17 protein-coding genes are annotated in these 18,567 nt (G+C 73.7%); 8 read left to right on the forward strand and 9 right to left on the reverse strand.

Annotated features, from left to right (window positions below; genetic code table 11):
• The first annotated feature begins 282 nt into the window (after window positions 1-282).
• From ACYQ8Q_RS01470 to ACYQ8Q_RS01480, 3 genes are all read left to right on the forward strand, one after another.
• Window positions 283-1,455, forward strand: a complete 1,173-nt coding sequence (locus ACYQ8Q_RS01470; protein ID WP_460061005.1) for a hypothetical protein — start codon at window positions 283-285, stop codon at window positions 1,453-1,455.
• A 446-nt stretch (window positions 1,456-1,901) separates the two neighbouring features.
• Entirely contained in the window at window positions 1,902-2,273 is a 372-nt protein-coding gene (locus ACYQ8Q_RS01475; protein WP_460061007.1) for an antibiotic biosynthesis monooxygenase family protein, read from the forward strand.
• 174 nt (window positions 2,274-2,447) lie between these two features.
• Entirely contained in the window at window positions 2,448-3,809 is a 1,362-nt protein-coding gene (locus tag ACYQ8Q_RS01480) for a cytochrome P450 (protein ID WP_460061010.1), read from the forward strand.
• A 306-nt stretch (window positions 3,810-4,115) separates the two neighbouring features.
• Here the strand turns inward: ACYQ8Q_RS01480 and ACYQ8Q_RS01485 are convergent, their stop codons facing one another.
• Window positions 4,116-4,652, reverse strand: a complete 537-nt coding sequence (locus ACYQ8Q_RS01485; protein WP_460061014.1) for a GNAT family N-acetyltransferase — start codon at window positions 4,650-4,652, stop codon at window positions 4,116-4,118.
• Window positions 4,653-4,793: 141 nt separating this feature from the next.
• Between ACYQ8Q_RS01485 and ACYQ8Q_RS01490 the strand changes: the two genes are divergently transcribed.
• The 3 genes from ACYQ8Q_RS01490 to ACYQ8Q_RS01500 are packed head-to-tail and all read left to right on the forward strand — an operon-like array spanning window position 4,794 to window position 6,856.
• On the forward strand, window positions 4,794-5,357 hold the full coding sequence (locus ACYQ8Q_RS01490) for a hypothetical protein (protein WP_460061016.1): 564 nt from the start codon (window positions 4,794-4,796) through the stop codon (window positions 5,355-5,357).
• Window positions 5,354-6,457 (forward strand): hypothetical protein, encoded by a 1,104-nt coding sequence (locus tag ACYQ8Q_RS01495; protein ID WP_460061019.1) that lies wholly within the window; start codon window positions 5,354-5,356, stop codon window positions 6,455-6,457. Before ACYQ8Q_RS01490 ends, ACYQ8Q_RS01495 begins: the two co-directional genes overlap by 4 nt.
• A 12-nt stretch (window positions 6,458-6,469) precedes the next feature.
• Window positions 6,470-6,856 (forward strand): hypothetical protein, encoded by a 387-nt coding sequence (locus ACYQ8Q_RS01500; protein ID WP_460061020.1) that lies wholly within the window; start codon window positions 6,470-6,472, stop codon window positions 6,854-6,856.
• Between the two features lie 384 nt (window positions 6,857-7,240).
• Here ACYQ8Q_RS01500 and ACYQ8Q_RS01505 read toward each other — a convergent pair whose 3' ends face one another.
• Window positions 7,241-7,678: a glutaredoxin domain-containing protein gene (locus ACYQ8Q_RS01505; protein ID WP_460061022.1), complete on the reverse strand. Its 438-nt coding sequence runs from the start codon at window positions 7,676-7,678 to the stop codon at window positions 7,241-7,243.
• A gap of 170 nt (window positions 7,679-7,848) precedes the next feature.
• On the opposite strand from ACYQ8Q_RS01505, the gene ACYQ8Q_RS01510 reads away from it, so the two are divergent.
• Window positions 7,849-10,545 (forward strand): LuxR C-terminal-related transcriptional regulator, encoded by a 2,697-nt coding sequence (locus ACYQ8Q_RS01510; protein WP_460061025.1) that lies wholly within the window; start codon window positions 7,849-7,851, stop codon window positions 10,543-10,545.
• Between the two features lie 83 nt (window positions 10,546-10,628).
• Entirely contained in the window at window positions 10,629-11,228 is a 600-nt protein-coding gene (locus tag ACYQ8Q_RS01515; protein WP_460061027.1) for an RICIN domain-containing protein, read from the forward strand.
• A gap of 24 nt (window positions 11,229-11,252) precedes the next feature.
• Here ACYQ8Q_RS01515 and ACYQ8Q_RS01520 read toward each other — a convergent pair whose 3' ends face one another.
• From ACYQ8Q_RS01520 to ACYQ8Q_RS01550, 7 genes are read right to left on the reverse strand one after another with little or no spacing between them, the layout of a single operon-like run.
• A complete protein-coding gene (locus tag ACYQ8Q_RS01520) occupies window positions 11,253-12,452 on the reverse strand; it encodes a hypothetical protein (RefSeq protein WP_460061029.1) in 1,200 nt (399 codons plus the stop codon).
• Between the two features lie 23 nt (window positions 12,453-12,475).
• Window positions 12,476-13,297, reverse strand: a complete 822-nt coding sequence (locus ACYQ8Q_RS01525; protein ID WP_460061032.1) for an IclR family transcriptional regulator — start codon at window positions 13,295-13,297, stop codon at window positions 12,476-12,478.
• A complete protein-coding gene (locus ACYQ8Q_RS01530) occupies window positions 13,294-14,055 on the reverse strand; it encodes an MBL fold metallo-hydrolase (protein ID WP_460061034.1) in 762 nt (253 codons plus the stop codon). The genes ACYQ8Q_RS01525 and ACYQ8Q_RS01530 overlap by 4 nt, the downstream gene beginning before the upstream one ends.
• Complete coding sequence (locus ACYQ8Q_RS01535; RefSeq protein ID WP_460061036.1) at window positions 14,052-15,170, reverse strand: M20/M25/M40 family metallo-hydrolase; 1,119 nt, start codon at window positions 15,168-15,170, stop codon at window positions 14,052-14,054. The genes ACYQ8Q_RS01530 and ACYQ8Q_RS01535 overlap by 4 nt, the downstream gene beginning before the upstream one ends.
• Window positions 15,167-16,111, reverse strand: coding sequence for an ABC transporter permease (locus tag ACYQ8Q_RS01540; RefSeq protein ID WP_460061038.1), 945 nt, complete (start codon window positions 16,109-16,111; stop codon window positions 15,167-15,169). Before ACYQ8Q_RS01540 ends, ACYQ8Q_RS01535 begins: the two co-directional genes overlap by 4 nt.
• Complete coding sequence (locus ACYQ8Q_RS01545) at window positions 16,108-17,061, reverse strand: ABC transporter permease (protein WP_460061041.1); 954 nt, start codon at window positions 17,059-17,061, stop codon at window positions 16,108-16,110. Before ACYQ8Q_RS01545 ends, ACYQ8Q_RS01540 begins: the two co-directional genes overlap by 4 nt.
• Complete coding sequence (locus ACYQ8Q_RS01550; protein ID WP_460061043.1) at window positions 17,054-18,565, reverse strand: sugar ABC transporter ATP-binding protein; 1,512 nt, start codon at window positions 18,563-18,565, stop codon at window positions 17,054-17,056. The genes ACYQ8Q_RS01545 and ACYQ8Q_RS01550 overlap by 8 nt, the downstream gene beginning before the upstream one ends.
• Window positions 18,566-18,567: the final 2 nt, after the last annotated feature.

The raw sequence follows: 18,567 nt of genomic DNA on the forward strand, positions 1-18,567 counted from the left end.
GACAAAAACAGTCTCCGAGCAAGTCAAAACAAGTCGGCCGCGAACAGATCCGTAAGAGAAACAACGCAACAAACAAATACATCCGGATCTCTCCGCCACCGCCGGGCCTCCCCGCATGAAATCACGGGCTCCGCTCACCCATTCCGCACCAGAACTGGTTTCCGAAAAAGCTGAATAATGACCATAATCATGACCTTAAAGCGACTGTTCCGTTTTGCGCCCTATCCGCCAAACTCGCCATCGGGGCCGCCGTCGGCGGCGCGAAGAATGGGGGAATCACGCATGGAAATCGCAGAGGCCAAGCAGGCGGTCAACGACCTGGCCACAGCACAGCCGTCGTTCACCGGGCCGGACAGGGCGCGAGCCGAGACGCTCCTCGGCAACCCGGACGCCGTCAACCAGTACCAGTACGGCACCTGCGGCATGGCCGCCGTGCTCCGCAGCTTCCTCCAGCACGACCGGGCCCGGTTCGTGGAACTCCTGCGTGCCGTCTACGCGGGCACGGACTTCAACGGAATCGCCACCGGGCCTGACGTACTCCTCAAGCGGCGTCTGGATCAGCGTGACGCCAAAGCGGCCCACACGACCCAGGCGTACGAGCCTCTGTTCGACCTGGACTTCGTGCTGGCGCGGAGCCTGGGCAAACTGCTGAAGCTCCGCTCACCGGAGATGTACGAGGCCCAGACGCTGTTCTCGCAGGAGATCGCCGCACTGTTCAACGCGAAGGACCCCTTCCTGGACGCCTTCACGCTCGACCCCGAGCACATCGCCACCCTGAACGCGGGCGTGCTCGACGCCGAGCTGAGCTTCGACCTGAGGATCAAGGGCTGGCGGCTGGGCTCGGTCGCCGGTTTCACCATCGACCTGCCCACCGCGAAGATCGAGACCAAGGTGCCGGGCGACCACTGGGAACTGAGCTTCAAGGCCGCGGGCGGTGACCGGCGCCTGCGCATCCTCCGTACCGCCGCGGGCCCCCTCCAGGTGGCCGTCGACGTGCACGCCAGCGAATCGTCCCTCCGCGACCAGGGCGACCTCGGACTCGATTCCGACGGGCTGCGCGCGCTCCTGCTGAACGTCGCCGGGGCGCCCACCGCCACCATCACGCCGATCGCCGCCTCCGCTCCGCAGCGGGCGGTCGACGTCGCGAACGCGCAACTGGCCGGTACCAAGCCGTACGTCTACGCGCTCATCCGCAGCTTCGGCGACTGGGCCAAGGCCTACGGTAGCGCGTCGGAGCGCACCTTCTCCGCCCCGCCGACCGCGCCCGCCCCGCTCTGGGGCCGCCCGGAACCCGAAGGCGAGCACATCGTCGCCGTCAACGGCGCCATCAGGAAGGAGGGGGACCACTACGTCGTGCCGGTGTGGACCTGGAAGAGCACCTTCGAGGTACGCATCCCCAGCGCCCGGCTCGGCGGCTACGTTCCGGTCCTCGTCCACGGCCGGATCAGCGCCTGAGACGCCTCCTCGCCAGGACGCGAGAAGCCTCGTCCCTCCGCCGCGCCCAAGCCCGCACGGCGTGGAAATTGCCGTCGGGGGCCCCACGACCTTCCCGATGCGGTACGTCCAGCGCCGGCTGCCGGTACGGGCGTTCACGACGTACAGGGTGCCGTCGGGACTGCCGGCGTGGACGACGCCGTCGGCGGCGGCCGAGTTCGACGCAGGTCGCGACCGCCCGGTCCGACGCCGGCATCGCCGACACACCGTTGTCCACACCTCTCAGTGCCTGCGCCACGCGCGCGCGTGGACGTCTGCGGCCCGGGCCCGCATCCCAGAGTGCCTCGACGGCCTGTTCCGGCTCACGGCGGCGAGGACGACCGGGCTGCGGCCGGTGTCGCGGGCGATGGACCAACCCCTCGCGCATCGCCGCCCGTCGGGCGCACACCCTGCCCTAAGGTGACGCCATGAGCGACAACCCCGAAGCACCTGTCACGCCCGTCGAGGCTTTCGAACCCCCTTACTACGTGGCCGTGTTCACCACGGTGCGTACCCAGGAACAGGGCGGCTACCCCGAGACCAACGCACGTATGGAGGACCTCGTGAAGGAGGTTCCCGGGTTCCTGGGGATGGACCACGCCCAGACTCCCGGCGGGCTGGGCATCACCGTCGGGTACTTCCGAGACGCCGACGCCCTCACGGAGTGGCGGAGCAACGCCGAGCACCGCGCGGCGCAGAAGCGCGGGCGAGCCGAGTGGTACGAGAGCTACACCCTGCATGTGGCGAAGGTGGAGCGGAGCCACGGGTTCACCCGCGCCGCAGCCCCGCAGAACCCGTGACCCACTTTTGATGTACCGCCCGGTCGGGGAGCGTCCGTCCTGCCGATGCCCCGGTGGGACTGACGTGAATACGGCGCGCGACGGGATACGGCCGTACCGTCTCCGCCACATGATCGAGTGACCCTGCGCACAGCCGCCCCAGGGGCCGTGGTCCGGCGTGTTAGCGTCCGGCCCGTGAATTCCCCGGCTCTGGACAGCAGCGCAGTCGGCGGCGCGATCGCCTGGGCCGACCCGGGGTCCCGCCGCGGGGCGACCGGCCCCGGTGACCCGCTCGGTCTGCTCGACCTGTTCGGCGACGGGTTCGTCCGGGACCCGTACCCCTGGCTGGACGCCCTGCGTTCCGAGTCCCCCGTGCACCACGACCCGGCCACCGGGTTGTGGCTGGTCAGCCGCTACGACGACATCCGCCGGGTGCTGCTCGACCCGGCCGGGTTCCACCCGGACAACGCCCTCCACGCGGTCACCCCGCTACCGGTCGGGGCGCTGCGCGCACTCGCCCGGGCCGGCTTCGCGCTCCCGCCCGCGCTCGCCAACAACGGCGGTCCGAGCCATACGGGACTACGACGCCTGGTGACCCGGTTCTTCCACGCGGAACGCGTCGCCGCGGCCGTCCCGACCATCGAGCGCCTCGCCGACGAACTGCTGGACTCCGCACGGTCCGAACTCGACGCCACCGGCGGCTGCGACCTGTTCACCTCCTTCGCGCAGGTTCTGCCCTGCCGGGTGCTCATGGAGCTCCTCGGCATCCAGGGGATCGCCCCGGCGACGCTGATCCGCTGGAGCGACGCCTCGCTGGAACTGTTCTGGGGCCGTCCCACGCCCGAGCGGCAGCGCGAACTGGCTGAGCTCGTCGGCGAGTTCCACCGGTGGCTGAGCGCCACGGTGGGCGACGGCGGTCATCCGCCCGACTCGCTCGTCGGGGCGCTGGCCCGCCACCGCCTGCCCGACGGCGAGCCACTGGACGCCCGTACCGCCGTGGCCGCGTGCTTCTTCGTGTTCATCGCGGGCCAGTCCACGACCGGCCAGCTCATCGCCACGGTGCTGCGGAGGGGGCTCACCGAGGCAGGCCTCTGGCGGCTCCTGCCCCACGAGACGGGGCTGGCCGAGGCGTGGACGGAGGAGGTGCTGCGCCGTGAACCGCCCGTCACCACCTGGCGCCGGGTCACCGCCCGACCGGTCGAACTGGGCGGAGTGAGCCTCCCCGAGGGAGCGCAACTCCTGCTGATGCTCCTGGGCAGCGGATCCGACCCGGAGGTCTTCGCCGACCCGGCGCGGATGTGCCCACACCGGCCGAACATCCGTCACCATCTCGCGTTCGGCGCCGGCCGCCATCGCTGCCCTGGGGCGTCCCTGGCCCGCACGGAGGCGGCCATCGCCCTGCGTGTGGCGGCCCGTCGACTCCCCGAAGCGGGGCGGCACGAAGGGCAAGGAGGGACGAGAGAGGCCGGAAGCACCGGCGAGGCAGGAACCGACGAGCCCCCGATGCTCGACCTGCTGTCCTTCCGGGCGCCCCTGCGCGTCACCGTACGGCGATGACACGGGCGGAGCCTCGCGGGGCGCCGCCACCTGGAAGTCCGCTCCACGGTCACATGAACGAAGACCAAGGGCGCGGCCCCGTCGGTCTCGGCCTCCACGGCAGACCGACCGAGTCGATGTCGTCCTGATCCAGGAAAGGCACTCCGGCCCTCAGATCGGTGTCGTCCGCAAACGCAGGTACAAGCCCCGTCCGCTCCCCTCATCGCCGCCCCCCCGCCCCCCTGCACCACCAGATCGCGCGCGGTGTGCGCCACGGCGCGGGAGGGACGAACATGCCGATCCTGCTACGACTCCTGCCCTCCCGCATCACGACCTCTCCCTGCGGCCGAACCACTGCTCGGCGCCGTACTCCTCGAACCGTTCGGCCTCCGTGAACCCCAGCTTCGCCGCAAGGCGCATCGCGCGGGCGTTGGCGGTCTGGGTGCAGAGCACCACCGGCTCGCCGGGAAGAACGTCGGCGAACCAGTCGAGTATCCGGGCGCACGCCTCGGCGGCGTACCCGCGTCCCCACGCTTCCGGCAGGAACAGGTAGCCGAGTTCGGCCTCCCCGCCCTCCGGACGGACGTGCCCCGGACGCTCCGCACCGCGCCGATCGAGCGTGACCATCCCGACCATCGCCCCGTCGAGATCGATCACAAAACACCCAGGGCGCCGCCCGGGCACCCCGGGCATCGCGCGTTCGAGTTCGTCACGAGGCCGGGGGCCGCCGACGTAGGTGCCCACCTCCGGAGAAGCGAAGAGCTCGATGAACGCCGTACGGTCGCGAGCCTCGGACGCACGGAGCACAAGCCGTTCGGTCCGCATCGGGGCAGGTGGCCAGTCGACGGGTCCCAGTCCGATCACGGCGGGCAACCTACCGCACGCCCGATCCGCTGCATGTACGGCAGGAAGTGTGATGCACTGGTCGCGCTCGGTGATTTGTCCGCGGGTTCGAACTGCCGGCGCCCCGCGCCACGTTCCGTCTCATCGGGAGAGACTGTGGATGTGCCCACGCTGATCCTGCTCGGTGCGGCAGGAGGCGCACTCCGTACGCTTCTCGATGTCTACGCCCGGTTTCTGGACTGGCAGGCCGCCCGCCGTGGCCACCGGCAGACACCGAACGGCAACACGGCCGAACTGCCGGTCTTCCGGGACTACTTCGACCCCGTCGCCGACCCTGTCGCCGCGGTCGTCCACAGCGCGATGGGCGCCGGCGCAGCGGTGTTGTTCGGCACTACGGGCCAGGTCAGCGGCGCCTACGCGGCGGTCGTCGTCGGTATCTCCGCCCCCGTCATCCTGACGCAACTCGGACGCGTCCAGTCGGTGAGCGACGCGGTCACCGGCGGTCCTGGCGGTTCTCAGCCCGGACCGGGACCGGCCGCAGCCACCGCCGACATTCCTGCGCACCTCGGGGTGCCGACGCAGGTGACCACCTCGACAGGCCCCGAGCCACCGGCGAACGGCCGGCCGGTGGACCCCTCACGCGAGCGGGGCAGCGGGTTCGGCAGCAGTCACCGGGCACGCCGGCAACCGCAGGGGCCCGCTGTCGGCGAGGAGGGCATGACATGATGCGCCCCTCCATGAGTCGACGGATCGCCGCCGCCGTCCTCGGCGCCGGCCGTCGAACCGAGTCCGTCGAGCGGGCTTCGGCCATCGCGCGCCAGCGTCACCTTCCCCTCGGGCGTCGTCTGCTGACCTCGATCCTCGGTGTCCGAGCGGCCCCGGCGGCCTACCCGCAGGGCGACGAGGACGCCGCGGCCCCCTCATCCCCGAGGCCGGATCTCGCAGGATCGCCCGAGGCCACCCTTCCCCCGCCGCGCACAGCGTTCCCGCCTGCTCGGGGTGAGAAGCCGGGCCCCCGCGCCCGCGGAGACAGCACCCACGAGGACGGCTCCGCACACGGGTCGCGCTCGACCGTCACGGTTGCGCGGCACCTGCTCGGCGAGGACCGCCAGGAGTACGAGCGGATCCTCGACGAGGCGCTGCGCTCCGCCGCCCACCGCTCCGAGTCCGCCCCCGTGGGGCAGCGACTCGATCCGGAACAGCTGCGCACCATGGCGCTCCACGCCTCCGCACTCATCACGGCGGCCGCGGCCACCGAGTACCAGCACTATGTACGGGTCCGCAAGGAACCGCGCCGCCCCGCGCCGGTCGCCACCACGGCACCGAGCGGCTCCGCCTCGGGGGAGCCGGGCGCGGGCGGGGTGGGGCTGGCCACGGCCACCCAGGATGCCGCCGAAGCCACCGGAGCGGGCGCCATGGCCGTCGCTGCCGTGCTCACCCCCGTCCTCGCGGGCACCGCCTCGGTGATCTTCCTGCTGACCGGCTACCTCCTGCGGGCGGCCGAGCCCGGCCATGCCGCGGCCCGTGCCCTCGTCTCGGCCGGATGGCTGTTCGCGGGCGTCGCCGCAGCCGCGGTCCTCGTCTCCGCCGTCGGGCTGCTGCTCACCGCCCTGCGCAACCGGCCCGGACCTGAGGCAGGACCGTCCGTCGAACCGGGGGACGAGGTCGACCGCGCGCGGGACGCCTGGCGGGAAGCCTTGCTGGAGCGGGGCATCCTGCCGTTCTTGCGGGAAGCCCAGGCCGACCCCGACATCGCGGTCACGCCGAACCCGAAATCGCCCCCGCCGACACCCCACAGCCGCCTCCCGGACCACCAACCGGAATAGGTTCGGCTTCACTTGTCGGATCAGATCGCCCGGGGACACCTGAGAAAATCGGTTCGCTTTCTCGCCGTCAAGCAGTTGCCGGCCTCCGTCGGGGAGGACGCGGACTTCACCACGCCGCTGCTCGCCGACGACCGCACCGCCCGGCCACCGCGGCTGCCCACGGCCTACGTGCCCGCCCACGCCGCCTGCGGCCGACCGCCCTTCGGTGACGAGGCGGGCCACGGTGTGCTCTACCGCATCGTCCACGAGGCGCCCGACCCGCAGCCGTTGCGGGAGCTGGAGCCGGACCTCGCCGAGGGCGTCGCGGCCTGTCTCGACAGGGATCCGCAGGCGCGTCCCAGCGCCGCCGAACTCGTCGGACTCGCCGCGGGGCACAGGCCGTTCGGCAGCGCCGAGTGACCTCCCGCCGTCAGCGGGCGGCTGGTGGAACGGGCTGCCTTCGCGGCAGCGGCGTACGCCACGCGTCCTGCTCGCCGCCCTCCCCCTGGCCGTCCTGGTGGGCGGGGCCGTCCTCGCCCTGCAGAACGTGCCGGACGGGTCCGGATCCGGGTCCGCTCCCGAGGGTGCACCGTCCGGAGCGCGTCGGACGGGACCTTCCGGCTCGTCAACCGGCAGAGCGGGCAGTGCCTGCACTCCTGCGGCCTCGGTCTCCACGTCTCCGTCGGCGACTGCGCGCAGGACATCGGCCGCCGGTGGAGTACGGGACCGGGTGGCAGCCTGCGCGGCGCACACGGCTGTCTCGATCCGGGCACGGCAAGAGCAGCGGTGCGCGGCCTCGCCGTGTCACGCGGAAGGGGTGAGCTGTTCGCGTACCCACGCGGGATCGGGGTTGGTGTGGGGGCGGCCCGCGACGACGACGGTCGGTACGGTCTCGTTCCCGTCGTTGGCCGCCCGCACCTCCGCCGCTCCGGCCGGGTCGCGCCAGATGTCGACCCAGTGCAACCGGCGGGCCCTGCGGCCCAGTCGGAGGCGCAGGCGCAGGCAGTACGGGCAGCCCGGCCGCCAGTAGACGACGGGACGGTGGTCGACGGCGCTGCGCTGCCGCGCCTCCGCCGCACCGATCGATCGGGGAAAGACCAGCGGCGAGTTCAGGCCGGCGAACAGCGCGAACACCAGCAGGAAGACCGCGGCAGGGACGGGACTCCCGCCGAGGAGCAGTCCGGTCGCACCGGCTGAGCCGCAGGCCATCAGCAGGATCGGCAGGATCCAGGCGCGCATCATGACCACGCAGGCTACCGGTGGGGCGCCCTGGCCTGCCCGAGCGGGCTGCCCGGAGCGCCGGTTGGGCGGGCGGGCGGTGGCTTCCTACGCTGGCTGGACGGGGTATTCACGCGTGTCATGTCGTTCCGGGGGGAGCCGTGGTGCGGTATCGGGTCGGACGTTGGCCGTTGGTGGGGCGCGAGCGGGAGCTGGCGGAGTTCGCCGCGGCGTCGCAGGACAGGAAGTGCCGGGGCTTCCTCGTGTACGGCGCGGCGGGGGTCGGGAAGTCGCGGCTGGCCGAGGAGTGTCTGGAGCGGGCCGCGGGCGACGGGTCCCGGGTGGGCCGGGCCACCGCGACCGCCGCGGCCGGTGCCGTGCCGCTGGGGGCGATCGCGCATCTGCTGCCCGCCGGGGTGGATCTGGGCGACCCGGTCGCGGGGTTCGCCGCGGTCGCCGCTCAGCTCGCCACGGGCCGGGGGCAGCCGCAGCGGGTGCTGCTCGTCGACGACCTGCATCTGCTGGACCCGGCCTCGGCGGTGCTGCTGCGGCAGCTGATGGACGCCGGTGCGGTCCGGTTGATCGGCACGGTCCGCACCGGTGAGCCGTACGGCGAGGCCGTCGCGGCGCTCACCGGCGGGGACGCGGTGCGCCGGGTCGATCTGGCCGTGCTGGACCCCCGGCGGGTCGGCGCACTGCTGGCGGCCGCGCTCGGCAGGCCCGTCGCCCGGCACACGGTGCACGAGCTGTCGGCCGCCAGCGGCGGCAATGTGCTGTATCTGCGCGAACTCGTCCTCGGCGCGCTGGCCGCCGGGGAGCTCTCCGAGGACGGGGAGATCTGGCAGCTGCGCGAGGGCCGGCTGCCCGGCACCCCACGGCCGGCCGAGTCGACCGGCACCCCACGGCCGCCCCAGGTGATCGGCACCGCCCGACTGGCCGAGGTGATCGGCGCGCGGCTGGCGGGCGCCGGCCCCGCCGGGCGGCCCGTCCTGGAGCTGCTGGCGCTGTGCGAGCCGCTGCCGCTCGCCGATGCCGAGGCCGTCGCCGCGCCGCACGCGGTGGCGGCCCTGGAACGGGCCGGGCTGATCCGTGTCGCGCAGGAGCGCAGGCGCACCTCCGTGTCCCTGGCCCACCCGCTGTACGGCGAGGTCCTGCGCGCGGAACTGCCGGTGCTGCGCCGTCGGGCCCTGCTGCTGGAGCAGGCGGCCCGTACCGAGGCCCGGGGCGCGCGGCGCCGCGGCGACCCCTTGCGGATCGCCACCTGGCGGCTGGCCGCCACCGGCACCGCCGATCCCGCCCTGCTCACCCAGGCCGCGGTGCTCGCCCGCCACGCCCACGACTACGCCCGGGCGGTGGCGCTCCTTCAGGCCGTGCCCGAGGACCGCCACACCACCGCCACCCGCTCGATGCTCGGCGACGCGTTCTTCGAGATGGGCCGCTGGGCGGAGGCCGAGGCCGTGCTCGCCCGCGCGGACCGGCTCGCCGAGGGCGAGCGGGAGACGCTGGCGGTCGCCCTGGTCCGTACGACGAACCTGTTGTGGAGCAACGCCCCCGTGGCGGAGGCGCTCGCGGCCAACGACGCCGCGCTGGCGCGGATCACGCGTCCCGTGGACCGCCGCAAACTCAAGATCAACGAGGGGTTCATCCGGATCGCCGCCGGGCTGCCCGCGCAGGGGCTGGCCCTGCTGGAGGACCTGGAGACGGACGTGGCCGACGCCTCCGACATCGACGCCTGGCTGCGCGGCGCCTGGATGAAGCCCGCCGGGCTGGCCCTGGTGGGCCGCACCCATGAGGCCGTGGTCTGGGCGGAGCGCGCCCACGCCGGGCACCGCCGGGTCGACGAGCGCGCCCTGGCCTCGCATCCCGCCTTCCAGCGCATCCCGCTCGTCTTGGCGCTCACCGAGGCGGGCCGCCCGGCCGAGGCGCGCCGGGCGGGTGAATCGGCGTACGCCGAACTCGTCGCCGCCGACTCGGTGGTGCGGGTGTGGCTGGCGGTCCTGCTCGGCCGTACGGAGTGGCTGGCGGGCCGGCCGGCGACCGCGCGCCGCTGGTGGGCCGAGGCGGCGGCGCTGGCCCGCACCTTCGACCACGCCATGGCCCTGCGCCTGGTCCTGGCCGGTGTCGCCGCCTGCGCGGCCGTACAGGGCGAGCCCGAGGCGGCGAAGGCGGCGCTGGCGGAGCACCGTGCGCTGCCGACGCCCGAGCCGGGCCTGCTGTCGGCCGGCGAGGAGTGCCTCGGCAAGGCATGGCTGCTGGCGGCCGCGGGACGGCTGGGCGAGGCCCGTTCGGTGCTCCTCGCCGCCGCCCGCACCGCGCGGTCCACCGGCCATGTGACCGGGGAGGCGCTGCTGCTGACGGATGTGGCCCGGCTCGGCGGCGCTCGCCGGGTCGCGGACCGGCTCGGTGAGCTGGCGCGCGTCTGCGACGGGGAACTCGCACCCGCCCGGGCGCAGTTGGCCCAGGCGCTCGTGGCCGACCGGCCCGAACGGCTGCTGGGGGCCGCCGACGCGTGCGAGGCCGTCGGCTCCGATCTGCTCGCCGCCGAGGCGGCCACCGCCGCCGCTGCCGCCTGGCACCGGGCCGGTGAGCCCCGCCGGGCCGCGGCGGCCGCGCGCCGGGCCGCCACGGCAGGGGCGCGCTGCGAAGGCGCGCGTACCCCGCTGCTGACCACCGCCGGTGCCGCCGCGCCGCTCACCGCCCGGGAGCGGGAGGTGGCCCTGCTGGCGGCCGTCGGCAACGCGAGCGTCGACATCGCCCGCGCCCTCACTCTCTCGGTGCGCACGGTCGACAACCACCTCCACCGCGCCTACGCCAAGCTCGGCGTCACGACCCGCCGTGAACTGGCCAGGACGCTGGGGTCGGAGCCGCTGACCGCCCGTCCGCAGGGCTGAGTAACGGTTACTCAAGCCGTGCGCCGACGGGACCGGCACGCTCGTTCGTGACCGCAAGGACCACGACCACGGGAGACACGGGGATGGAAGAGTCAAGGATGGACGAGACGGGGACGCAAGAGACGGGGACGAGGGGGCCGCGACGGGGGAACCGCGGGCGCAGACTCCTGCGCGGTGCCGCCCTGACGTCGGCGCTGGCCGCCACCGCGCTGCTGGCCCCGGCCGGCCTCGCCGAGGCCGCGCCCGCCGCCGCGCCGACGATCGTGTCCCAGCGCGTCGTCACCATCACCCAGGCGGACACGAACCGGTTCCTGGACGCGCACGAGATCGAGAGCCTGGACTTCCGGGTCGTCACCCGGCCGTTCCAGAACAACAGCACCCAGCACTGGATCCTGACCGACCTGAGCAACGGTCTGTCGACGATCCAGCAGCAGAGCAACGGCCGCTACCTCGACGCGTACCAGGGGTCCGGCGACGACTTCCGGGTCGTCACGCGCACCGCCGAGAACGACGCGACCCAGGCCTGGATCATCCTGCCGTCCACCAACGGCACCTACACGATCCAGGAGGCCAGCAACAGCCGGTTCCTCGACGCCTACGAGCTGCCTTCGCAGGACTACCAGGTCGTCACCCGGCAGTGGAAGAACGCGGACGAGGAGCGGTGGCGGATCGTCGACGTCTGACGGACGCGGACGCAAGGTAGGCGCCTACCGTTTCAGCGCCACCGCGATGCGGTCCAGCACCGGGTACGGGAGCAGCCCGTAGTGGTAGAAGTCCACGGCGTCGGCGCGGCCCGGGCCGGTGGCCGCCGTGGTCCGCTCTCTCAGGTGCTCGGCGGTGACGGTGTCGGGCGCGCCCGGGCGCAGCACCGCGCGCAGGGTGCACGGCTGCGGCAGTACGGCCCGGTAGGCGGCGGTGTCGGCGGCGACCCGCTCGGCGTCGCGGGCGTAGGCGAGGAGCGCGTACCCGGGGACCACCTTGCCGACGGCCGCCGGGTCGACGCCGATGCGCCAGGCCTCGTCGGCGGCGAGCGGGCCCGTCGGCAGGCCGTCCGCGTAGCCCTTCACCGCGCCCATGAGGTCGAGGAACACCAGGTGGGAGCCCTCGGCGGCGACCGCCTCGGCCACCTCGGCCGCCAGGGAGGTGACCACATCGGTCCGGGTGCGGGCGTAGGCCGCCACGGAGTCCGGTAGCTCTCCGGGCTCCGGCCGGCCGCCGTCCAGGACCCGGGCCACCAGCCGGGCCGCCTCCTCGCGTGCCGCGTCCGCGTGCGCGCCCGCCCCGGTGGCGTGCCGCCCGCAGTGCTCGCAGAAACACAGCCCCAGCAGGAACTCCTCCAGCGGCTCCAGCGGCACGAAGCTGCGCTCGTGGTGGTAGCCGTGGCCGAAGGTGCCGTAGTGCAGGGACTCGGCGACCACCGCGTCCACGCCCAGCCGGGCCACCGAGCGGGCCAGGGCCACGGCGTAGGCGCGGACGTCGGGGTGGGCGGGGCAGAGGTCGGCGGGGGCGGCCCGGTCGCCGAAGCAGTTCTGCTGGGTGACGCCGGGGTGGGCGAGGCCCAGGGTGGTGTTGTGCAGGAAGACCGCCCAGCCGTGCAGCGCGGCGCCGCGTTCGGCCGTCAGCCGCCGGGCCTCGCGCAGCGGCTCGTCCTCGGCGCCGGTCTGCACGGGCGGGGTGAGGCGCAGCCCGTCGAAGAGTTCGGCGGGCGGGACGAAGTGGACACCGTCCCGGCGCAGCGTGACCCGGGCCGGACCGTGCGGGGTGACGTCGCGGGCGCGGTGGTAGGCGGCGGCGACGGTGAGGGTGTCGCAGCCGTAGGTGCCGAGGACGCGGTCGAGGACGTCGGCGGTGCCTTCCGCACGCAGGTCCTCCACGAAGGCGTACGTCGACGCCGTGGACGTTTCCATGCTCGTACTCCTGGATGTCGGTGTCAGTGGCCGTTTCCGTTGCCGTTGCCGTCCCGCACGCGCGGCGAGCCGAGGACGTGGGAGATGTCCAGGCCGGTCCGGACGACCATCGGGCCGACCTCGCGGACCCGCGCCGGGGTCATCCGGGTGGTGAGGCCGGAGACGCTGACGGCGCCGACCGCCGCGTCGGTGTGGTCGAAGACCGGCGCGGCGACGCACCGCACCTCCGGCTCGTTCTCGCGGTCGTCGATGGCGTAGCCCTGCCGCCGGACCCGGTCGAGTTCGGCGCGCAGCCGCTGCGGGTCGGTGGTGGTGTGCTGGGTGACCGGAGGCATCCCGGCGGCGACCACGGCCTGGACCTCCTCCTCGCCCAGCCAGGCGAGGATGGCCTTGCCGACGGCGGTGCGGTAGGCGGGGACCCGGCTGCCGACCCGGGAGGCCATCCGGACGTTGGTCTCGTTCTCCACCTTGTCGATGTAGACGACGTCCGGCGTGTCGTACACCACGAGGTGGCAGGTCTCCCCGACCGCGTGCTGGAGCAGCCGGAGCGGCTCGGTCGCCACGGTCCTCAGGTCCAGCGAGGAGAGGTAGGCCTGCCCGAGCCGGAGGGTGCCGTGGCCGAGGCGGAACCAGCCCGTCTCCCGGTCGCGCACCAGCAGGTCGGCCTCCATGAGCGGCGCGGCGAGCCGGAGCACGGTGCTCTTGTTGATGCCGAGTTCGTCGGCGAGCCGGGTGAGGGAGATGCCCCGGCCGCTGCCCGCGTGGTCGCGGATGTGTTCCAGGACGGTGAGGGCGCGGCGCAGCGAGGAGGACTGGTTGCGGCGGGCCGCCGGTGTGGTCGTCATGTCGTGCTCCTCGGCAGCAGTCCGCGGGCGACGGTGTCGCGGGCGGCGGCCAGATGGCGCCCGGCGCGGGCGAGTGAGATCTCGTGGTGGCCCGGGAACAGCGCGTCGACGTCGAGCGCGGCCAGGGTGGTCAGACTGGCCGCGTACTCGGGCACCCGGCTGTCGTGCAGATTCTGCAGGGAGATCCGGCCCCCGGTGAAGACGCAGTCGCCGGAGAACAGCGCTCGGTGGCCGGGGGTGCGCAGGTGGTAGCAGACATGGCCGTCGGCGTGGCCGGGGGTCGCGACCGCGCGCAGTACGACGCCGCCGCCCAGGTCGAACTCCTCGCCGTCGGTGACGGCTTCGGCCGACGGACAGGGCGCGAAGCTGTAGTCGTCGGGGTAGACCCCGGCGGCCCTGCCCCGGTCGACGCTGAGGCCGGCCTCGTCGCCTGCCGCGATCCATGGCACGGCCGCCGCCCCGGCCAGCACCCGCAGCGCCGGCCACGTGGCGGTGAGCGTGGCCGCTCCGCCCGCGTGGTCGGCGTGGCCGTGGGTGAGGAGGAGCAGGTCCGGTGGTGCGGGGAGGGCTAGCGGGGTGCGCCCGGCTCCCGCGTCGATCAGCGCGCTGCGCCGACCGCCCCGTACGAGGTAGGCATGGCAGTCCAGCGGATCGGTGAGGTCGAACCCGGCCGCACCGCTCGCGACGAGCGTGACGTGCTCGGTCAGCCGTACGCCGGCCCCTCCTGTCCGCGCCGTCCGCCCTGTCCGCGCGGTCACGACGGCCCTCCCGCCAGCGCGGTCACGACCACCCGCGCCGCCAGCGCCACCTCCGCGAGGTCCACCGACTCCGCGGCCGCGTGCGCGTCCGCGACCGAGCCGGGTCCGAAGACCACCGACGGGATCCCGGCGCGGGCGAGTTTGCTGGCGTCCGTCCCGAACGGCATGCCCCGCGCCCCGGCCGGGCGGCCGTGCCGGTCGAGGGCGTGGCACAGCGCGGTGACGACCTCCGCGTCGGCCGGGGTGTCCAGGGCCGGATCCACGGTGAACGGCGGGTCCACCTCCGCGCCGAGCGCGGCCAGTTCGGCCCGGTCGGCGCGCCATACGGTGTCCGGGTCCTCGCCGGGCAGGGTGCGCCGGTCGACGTCCGCCTCGCAGACTCCGGGAATGGTGTTGGGTCCGGTGCCGCCCCGGATCCGGGTGACCGACCGGGTGGCGGGGCCGAGCAGCGGATGCGGGGCGACGGCCGGCGCGGTCGCGGCGAGATGGGCGACGACCGGCGCCATCAGCGCGATGGCGTTCACGGTCTCCTCGGGCCGGGAACTGTGTCCGGCCCGGCCGGTGGTCCGTACGGTGTAGCGGACGACCCCCTTGTGCGCGATCGCCGGGACCAGTCCGGTCGGCTCGCCGACGACCGCGCCCACGACCGTTCGGTCCGCGAGTGTGTCCAGCAGGCCCAGCACGCCCCGGTAGGCGTGTTCCTCGTCGCACACCCCGGCGAGCACCACCGTGCGCGGTGGCGGCTCACCGGCGGCGAGTTCGGCGAGGGCGAGCAGGAACGCCGTCAGCGGTCCCTTGGCGTCGCACGCGCCCCGCCCGTACAGCCGTCCGTCCCGGATCCCGCCGGCGTGGGGTTCGACGGTCATTCCGTCCGTCTCGACCGTGTCCAGATGCGACACCAGGACGACGGCCTCGGGGCGCTGTCCCGGGACGACGGCCACGACGTTGTGCCGCCCGGGCAGCACCTCGTGCAGTCGCGCCTCGATGCCGTGCCGCCCCAGCCAGTGCCGTACGTACCGCGCGACGGCCGTCTCTCCCCCGTCGCCCGCCCCGCCGCGGGGGTTGACGGACGGGATCCGCACCAGGTCGCGGAGCAGTGCCACTCCCGTGCTCATGTACGGCGCTCCCTCGCGTAGACCAGCAGCAGACCGATGATCAGCACACCGAGCACGACCTGCCGTACGCCCTCCGAGAGGTTCCAGGAGGTCAGCAGGGCCGTCAGCAGGGTGAGCAGCAGGGCGCCGCCGACCGTGCCGAGGAGGTGGCCGCGTCCGCCGAGGATGGAGGTGCCGCCGAGCACGACCGAGGCGATGGACAGCAGCTGGTAGGGGTTGCCCATGGTGAGCGAGCTGGTGCCGGTGAAGCCGAGCAGCACCAGACCGGCCACCCCGGCCAGCAGCGCGCACACCGTGTAGGCGGTGAAGGCGGTGGAGACCAGCGGTACCCCGGAGGCCCGGGCGGCGTCCTCGCCGGCGCCGAGCGCGAAGGCGTACCGGCCGGTGCGGGAGAGGTGCAGCAGCCAGCACGCCGCGGCCGCGATCGCCAGCCACAGCACGAAGGCCCAGGGCACGCCCAGGACCCGGCCGCCTGCGAGCGAGTCCAGCAGCGGCACCCGGGCCGAGCTCGGGGAGCCGTCCGTGTAGACGAGCAGGGCGCCGGAGAGGATCGTGCCGGTGGCGAGGGTCATCACCATCGGCGGGACGCGCAGCCAGACCACGCCGGCCGCGTTGACGACACCGACCAGCGCGCTGAGCGCCAGCGCGGCGGCGATGCCGGTGGCCCCGCCCCCGCCGGAGGCGACCTTGGCGCACACCACCGCCGACAGCGCGACCACGCCCGACACCGACAGGTCGATGCCGCTCATCATCACGACCAGCGTCTGGCCGACCGCGACGATGCCCAGGAAGGACGCCGTCTGCACCAGGTAGCGGAAGCTGGAGACGGTGTCGAAGCCGTCCGCGAACAGCACCGCCGCGATCCAGGTCAGGGCCAGTACGCCGAACGCCCAGGCCGCACGGTTGGCGCGCAGCGCGGCCACCGGTACAGGGCTGCTCATACGGCGGCCTCCCTCGTGAGGTACGTCTTCAGGGTGAGCGCGACGACGAGGATCACGCCTTGCAGGATGAGCTGGTAGAACGGCGAGATCCCGGTGAACAGGAGCAGGTTGGTGAGCAGTCCGATGACGAGGGCGCCCAGGACCGTGCCGCGCATCCGGCCGACCCCGCCGAAGAAGCTGATGCCGCCGAGGACGGAGGCGGCGATGGAGTTGAGGGTGTAGGGGGCGCCGATGGTCGGGTCCGCCGAGCCGGTCTGGACCGCCAGGCCGATCCCGGCGAGTCCGGTGAACGCCCCGGCGAGGGCGTAGCCCGAGATCTTCACGCCCCGGGTGTGCAGTCCGCCGGCGTAGGCGCCGTGCTCGTTCCCGCCGACGGCGTAGAGCGCGAGTCCGCGCCGGGTGGTGCGCAGCAGCTTCCACCCGGCGAGGACGACCCCGAGGGCGACGGCCGGCAGGGCGATCCCGTACCAGCCGTTGTTGTACGCGTTCACCAGCCCGGCGGGTACTTCGCCGCCCGGCTGGGGCAGGACGACCAGGGTGACCCCGCCCCAGAGGAAGGAGGCGGCGAGGGTCACCACGATCGGGGGCAGTCCGGCGTACGCGACGAGTGTGCCGTTGGCTGCTCCGGCGGCGACGGCCACGGCCAGCGCGAGCAGTGCCGCCGCGATCACTCCGCCGGTGCCCCGGGCGTCGTGGGTGGCGAACACGGCCATGGCGAGCCCGAGCACGGCGCCCAGCGAGAGGTCGATCCCGCCGAGCAGCATCACGGTCGTCTGCCCGGCGGCGGCGAGGATCAGCGGCAGGAACTGCGCGGAGAGGATGGTGACGGAGGCGGGGGTGAACAGGCTGGAGTCGTAGTGCTGGTAGGCGGTGAGCAGGGCCAGCAGGAGGACGGCGAGGGCGAGGAGGTCGGTGTTGCCGCGCGCGGCGGCCAGGGCGCGGTCACGCACGGACCACGCTCCCGGTGCCCATGACCGACGCTCTGACCAGGCGTTCCTCGGTCAGCTCGGGGCCGCTCAGCCGGTCCACGACCGTCCCCTCGTACAGGACGGCGACCTCGTCGCACAGGCCGACCAGTTCCATGGTGTCTCCGGAGGTGACGAGTACCGCGAGTCCGTCGTCGGCCAGGCGGCGCAGCAGATGGTAGATCTCGCGTTTCGTCCCGATGTCGATGCCCCGGGTCGGCTCGGCCAGCAGCAGGACGCGCGGCCCGGTGGGCAGCCATTTCGCCAGCGCGACCTTCTGCTGGTTGCCGCCGGAGAGCCGGCGGGCCTCCTGGGCGGGTGAGGCGGCCTTGATGCGCAGCCGTCCGATCAGTTCCTCGACGAGCGCGCTCTCGGCGCTGCGGGAGACGGTGGTGAGGCGGCGGGCCGGGGCGAGCGCGCGCATGCCGGGCAGCGCGAGGTTGTCGCGCACACTGCGTACGGTGTGCACGCCTTCGAGCTTGCGGTCCTCGGGCACGTACGCGATCCGGTGCCGGATCGCGTCGCGCGGCGAGGAGAGCCGGACCGGGCGTCCGTCCAGGGTGAGGGCGCCGGTGTGCCGGGCGAGCCCGAACAGGGCCCGCAGCACCTCCCGCTGTCCCTGGCCCTGGAGGCCGCCGAGTCCGGTGATCCGTCCGGGGACCAGGTCGAGGTCGATGCCGGAGCAGGCGCGGGGGACGGTGAGACCGCGCGCCCGGAGCAGGGGTTCGCCGCTCGGGGAAGCCGCCTTGGCCGGGAAGAGGTCGGACAGCTCCCGACCGACCATCAGCCGCACGATGTCGTCGTGATCCGTCTCCTGCCGTTCCCGGGTCGCGGTGACCGCGCCGTCCTTCAGGACCGTCAGCCGGTCGGCGACGGCGAAGAGTTCGGCCATGCGATGGCTCACGAAGATCACCGAGCCGCCTTGTTCGCGCAGCGTGCGGATCACCCGGAAGACGGCGGCCACCTGGTCCTCGTCCAGCGCGGAGGTGGCCTCGTCCAGGATGAGCAGCCGGGGCTCGCCGGCCAGCGCCTTGGCCAGTTCGACGAGTTGCTGCCGGCCGAGCGGCAGCCGTCCGACCGGGGTGCGCGGGTCGATGTCGAGGCCGACCCGCGCGAGCAGCGGCTCGGCCCGGGCCGCGAGGTCGCGCTGCCGGACCAGTCCCCATCGGGAGGGCCAGGCCCCGAGGAAGACGTTCTCCGCGACGCTGCGGTGCGGATTCAGGCTCAGCTCCTGGTGCACGGAGCCGATCCCGGCGGCCCGGGCGCGGTGGGGAGACCACGCCCGGGCGACGGGTGCGCCGTCGAGGACGACGCTGCCTGTGTCGGGTGCCAGCAGCCCGGTGATCAGGGAGAGCACCGTGGACTTGCCCGCCCCGTTCTCCCCGACGAGGGCCAGCACCTCTCCGGGCCGTACCTCGAGGCTGACGTCCGTGAGCACCCGGTTGCCCGCGAACGACTTCGACACCTTCTCCACACTCAGCAGCGCCACGG

It is taken from the genome of Streptomyces sp. YKOK-I1, from assembly GCF_054660435.1.

Coding starts and splice junctions, on each gene's coding strand:
- ACYQ8Q_RS01475 (WP_460061007.1), top strand. CDS start 1,902: ATGAGCGACAACCCCGAAGCACCTGTCACGCCCGTCGAGGCTTTCGAA.
- ACYQ8Q_RS01525 (WP_460061032.1), bottom strand. CDS start 13,297: ATGACGACCACACCGGCGGCCCGCCGCAACCAGTCCTCCTCGCTGCGC.
- ACYQ8Q_RS01470 (WP_460061005.1), top strand. CDS start 283: ATGGAAATCGCAGAGGCCAAGCAGGCGGTCAACGACCTGGCCACAGCA.
- ACYQ8Q_RS01520 (WP_460061029.1), bottom strand. CDS start 12,452: ATGGAAACGTCCACGGCGTCGACGTACGCCTTCGTGGAGGACCTGCGT.
- ACYQ8Q_RS01505 (WP_460061022.1), bottom strand. CDS start 7,678: ATGATGCGCGCCTGGATCCTGCCGATCCTGCTGATGGCCTGCGGCTCA.
- ACYQ8Q_RS01535 (WP_460061036.1), bottom strand. CDS start 15,170: ATGAGCACGGGAGTGGCACTGCTCCGCGACCTGGTGCGGATCCCGTCC.
- ACYQ8Q_RS01515 (WP_460061027.1), top strand. CDS start 10,629: ATGGAAGAGTCAAGGATGGACGAGACGGGGACGCAAGAGACGGGGACG.
- ACYQ8Q_RS01495 (WP_460061019.1), top strand. CDS start 5,354: ATGATGCGCCCCTCCATGAGTCGACGGATCGCCGCCGCCGTCCTCGGC.
- ACYQ8Q_RS01540 (WP_460061038.1), bottom strand. CDS start 16,111: ATGAGCAGCCCTGTACCGGTGGCCGCGCTGCGCGCCAACCGTGCGGCC.